This is a genomic window from Streptomyces sp. HSW2009, assembly GCF_040240285.1.
Lineage (GTDB): Bacteria > Actinomycetota > Actinomycetes > Streptomycetales > Streptomycetaceae > Streptomyces.
Genome location: NZ_JBEHZD010000738.1, coordinates 1 through 3,143 on the forward strand (window position 1 = coordinate 1; position 3,143 = coordinate 3,143).

Genomic DNA, 3,143 nt, shown 5'->3' on the forward strand with positions numbered 1-3,143 from the left:
CCCACCCCCCCCCCCCCCCGCCCCCCCCCCGCCCGGGCCCCCCCCCCCGCGCCCCCCCGCCCCCGGGGGGGGGGGGGCCCCCGGTACGAGCGACGCGGTACGAGCACGCCGTGCGGGCAACGCCGTACCAGCGACGCCGTGCGGGCAACGCCGTACGAGCAAGCACCACACCAGCGAGCCGGGCAGGGCCGTCTCGCCCTCCAGGGCCGTCTCGCCTTCTCGGGCCATCTCGCCGTCCCGGCTGCCGCAGCAGCCACGGCCCGTACCACCGAACGGCCGGCGCAGAACGCGACGCCGGACGTGCTCGTGGCAACCACCGCGGCGAGCCACCAGCCCCAGCCACCAGAGGCCACAGACAGCCCACCCCAACCACCGAACCTCACGGACCACACGGCCCGGCGCCCAACCGCCAACCGCACGCCGCATCACACCCCCACGCACCCACGCCTTCGCCCACGCCCCAGAACAGCCGCCGCCCCGCGCTCACAACCCCAGCTTCGTCAACGCCTTCTCCGCGTCGATCTGGTCCCCGTCCCGGTGCGCCGCGCTCAGCCCGGGCCCGGTCCCACCGGCGCCCCGGGACGCGCCGGACGCCGCGCCCCGTGCGTCGGCCGCCGTCCAGGTCGCCGCGCACAGCGCCCGCAGCCCGTCCAACGGCTCGCCCGCGCCCGTGAGCACGGCTTCCGCGCCCTGCACCCGGGCCGTCCAGCCGGCGCAGTCGAACCCGTCGCCACTCGCCCGCACCTCGGGGTGCGCGGTCAGCATTCCGCGCAGGTCAGCGGCGACGAACGTGGGTCGGTGCACCGGCTCGGCAGCCAGCAGTTGGGCGGCCGTCGTCACCCCGGTCAAGACCAGCAGCGAGTCCACCCCGCCGCCGTGCGCCCCCTCGATGTCGGTGTCCAGCCGGTCCCCCACCACCAGGGGCCGCTGCGCCCCCGTACGCAAAATGGTCTCCCGGTGCATGGGCGGCTGCGGCTTGCCCGCCACCTGCGGCGAACCGCCGGCCACGAACCGTACGACCTCCACCGCGGCCCCGTTGCCCGGCGCTATGCCGCGCGCCGTCGGGATGGTCAGATCGGTGTTGGACGCGAACCACGGCACCCCGCGCGCCACCGCGTACCCCGCCTCGGCCAGCCGCTCCCACGGCTGCTGCGGACCGCCGTACCCCTGCACCACAGCGGCGATGTCCGCCTCCGCCGAGTCCACCGGCACCAGCCCGCGCTCGCGCAGCGCCACCCACAGCCCCTCGCCGCCGATGGCCAGCACCTGCGACCCGGCCGGCACCTGCTCGGCGATCAACCGGGCCACCGCCTGCGCCGAGTTGATCACGTCGTCGGGCTGCGCCGGGATACCGAGCCCGGTGAGGTGCTCGGCCACCGTCTGCGGCGTGCGGAGCGCGTTGTTGGTGACGTACGCGAGGTGCATCCCCGCACGTCGGGCCGCCTCCAACGACTCCACCGCGTACGCGATGGCCTCGCCGCCGGCGTACACCACGCCGTCCAGATCCAGCAGGGCGGTGTCGTACGCCTCGTGCAGCGGACGCGCGCTGGCAGCGGGCCGGGTACGGACGCTGTCGGTCATGGGGTCGTCGCTCCTCGTAGACTCATATGTTTGTCCCCCGATCATCGCGCATCCTGTTGCGCGGCATAGCATTCCCCAATGAGCACTCCAGGACCTGTCAGGCAAGGTCTTCAGCTCGCCCCGTTCCGAGGTCTGCGGTACGCCTCGGAGCGGGTCAGCAGCCTCGCCGCCGTCACCTCACCGCCCTACGACGTCGTAGTGCGGCCGGACGGTCTGCGGCATCTGGAGACGGCCGACCCGTACAACATCGTCCGCCTGATCCTTCCGCAGACCGCAAGCCCCACGGCCCGCCACCAGCAGGCAGCACAGACGCTGCGCCGCTGGCAGGCGGAGGGCGTGCTGGCCCCCGATCCGGAGCCGGCACTCTACGTCTACGAGCAGCGCGACGCAGGGCAACTCCAGCGCGGACTGATCGGCGCCCTCAGACTGAGCCCGCCGGAGGAGGGCATCGTCCTCCCGCACGAGAACGTCATGCCGCACGTCGTCGAGGACCGGGCCGACCTGATGCGGGCCACCGCGGCCAACCTCGAACCCCTGCTGCTCTCCTACGACGGCGCCCACCCGGGCACCGCGAACGGCAGCTCGAACGGCGCCCGCCCCACCACGCCCGCGCCCGACGCGCCGGCCCCCGAAGGCCCCGCGCCGGCGGCGACCCCGGGCGCCCAGGCCGTCATCGACCGCGCCGTGCAGCGCCCGCCGCTGCTGGCCACGACCACCGAGGACGGGGTGGCCCACCGGCTGTGGCGGATCGCCGACCCGGCCGAGATCGCCGAGGCCACCGCCGACCTGGGCCGGCACCAGGCGCTGATCGCCGACGGCCACCACCGCTGGGCGACCTACCTGCGCCTGCGCGCCGAGCGGCACGCCCCGGGCCCCTGGGACTTCGGCCTGGTGCTCCTCGTGGACACCGCCCGCTATCCGCTGCGGGTCCGCGCCATCCACCGGCTGCTGCGCCAGTTGTCCCCGGCGGACGCGCTCGCCGCCGTGGGCGACGCCTTCCGGGTACGTCCCGTCGCCGGCCCGCTCCCGGACGCACTGGCCGCACTCGCCACCGCCCAACGCGAGGCGGCCGAATCGGGAGCCCCCGCCAATGCGTTCCTGCTGGCGGGCGGCGGCGCATTCCACCTGCTGGACCGCCCCGACCCGGCCCGGCTGGCCGCGGCCGTACCGCAGGACCGCCCCCAGGCGTGGCGGGAGCTGGACGCGACGGTGCTGCACACCTTGCTGCTCGATCAAATCTGGCAGGTACCTGACGCCCCGGAGCACATCGGGTACATCCACGACGCAGCCGCAGCCCTCAAGCAGACCGAGCGGCACGGCGGCACGGCCGTCCTGATGCGCCCCGTCGCCGAAGAAGTGGTACGGGAACTGGCTCAGCAGGGTGTGGCGATGCCCCACAAGTCCACGTCCTTCGGCCCCAAGCCGGCCACCGGCCTGGTCCTGCGCAGCCTCGAACTGAGCTGAGACGCCCCCACCCGGAAAACAGAAAACGGCTGGGGGGGGGGCCCCAAGGGGGTGCCCCCCCCCCCCCCCGGGGGCCCACCGCGGGGCCCCCGCCCCGG

Annotated in this window: 3 protein-coding genes; 1 reads left to right on the plus strand and 2 read right to left on the minus strand. The window is 75.1% G+C overall.

Annotated elements, in window-relative coordinates:
* A partial coding sequence (locus tag AAHZ94_RS31510; RefSeq protein ID WP_349997129.1) for a hypothetical protein occupies positions 1-228 on the minus strand: 228 nt, incomplete at its 3' end.
* Between the two features lie 255 nt (positions 229-483).
* Positions 484-1,581, minus strand: coding sequence for an HAD hydrolase-like protein (locus tag AAHZ94_RS31515; RefSeq protein ID WP_502964843.1), 1,098 nt, complete (start codon positions 1,579-1,581; stop codon positions 484-486).
* Between the two features lie 78 nt (positions 1,582-1,659).
* Here AAHZ94_RS31515 and AAHZ94_RS31520 point away from each other — a divergent pair, with 78 nt between their 5' ends.
* Positions 1,660-3,045, plus strand: coding sequence for a DUF1015 domain-containing protein (locus AAHZ94_RS31520; RefSeq protein ID WP_349997130.1), 1,386 nt, complete (start codon positions 1,660-1,662; stop codon positions 3,043-3,045).
* Positions 3,046-3,143: the final 98 nt, after the last annotated feature.

Excerpts from the sequence above, each read along its gene's own strand:
- AAHZ94_RS31520 (WP_349997130.1), top strand. The coding sequence starts at position 1,660 with ATGAGCACTCCAGGACCTGTCAGGCAAGGTCTTCAGCTCGCCCCGTTC.
- AAHZ94_RS31515 (WP_502964843.1), bottom strand. The coding sequence starts at position 1,581 with ATGACCGACAGCGTCCGTACCCGGCCCGCTGCCAGCGCGCGTCCGCTG.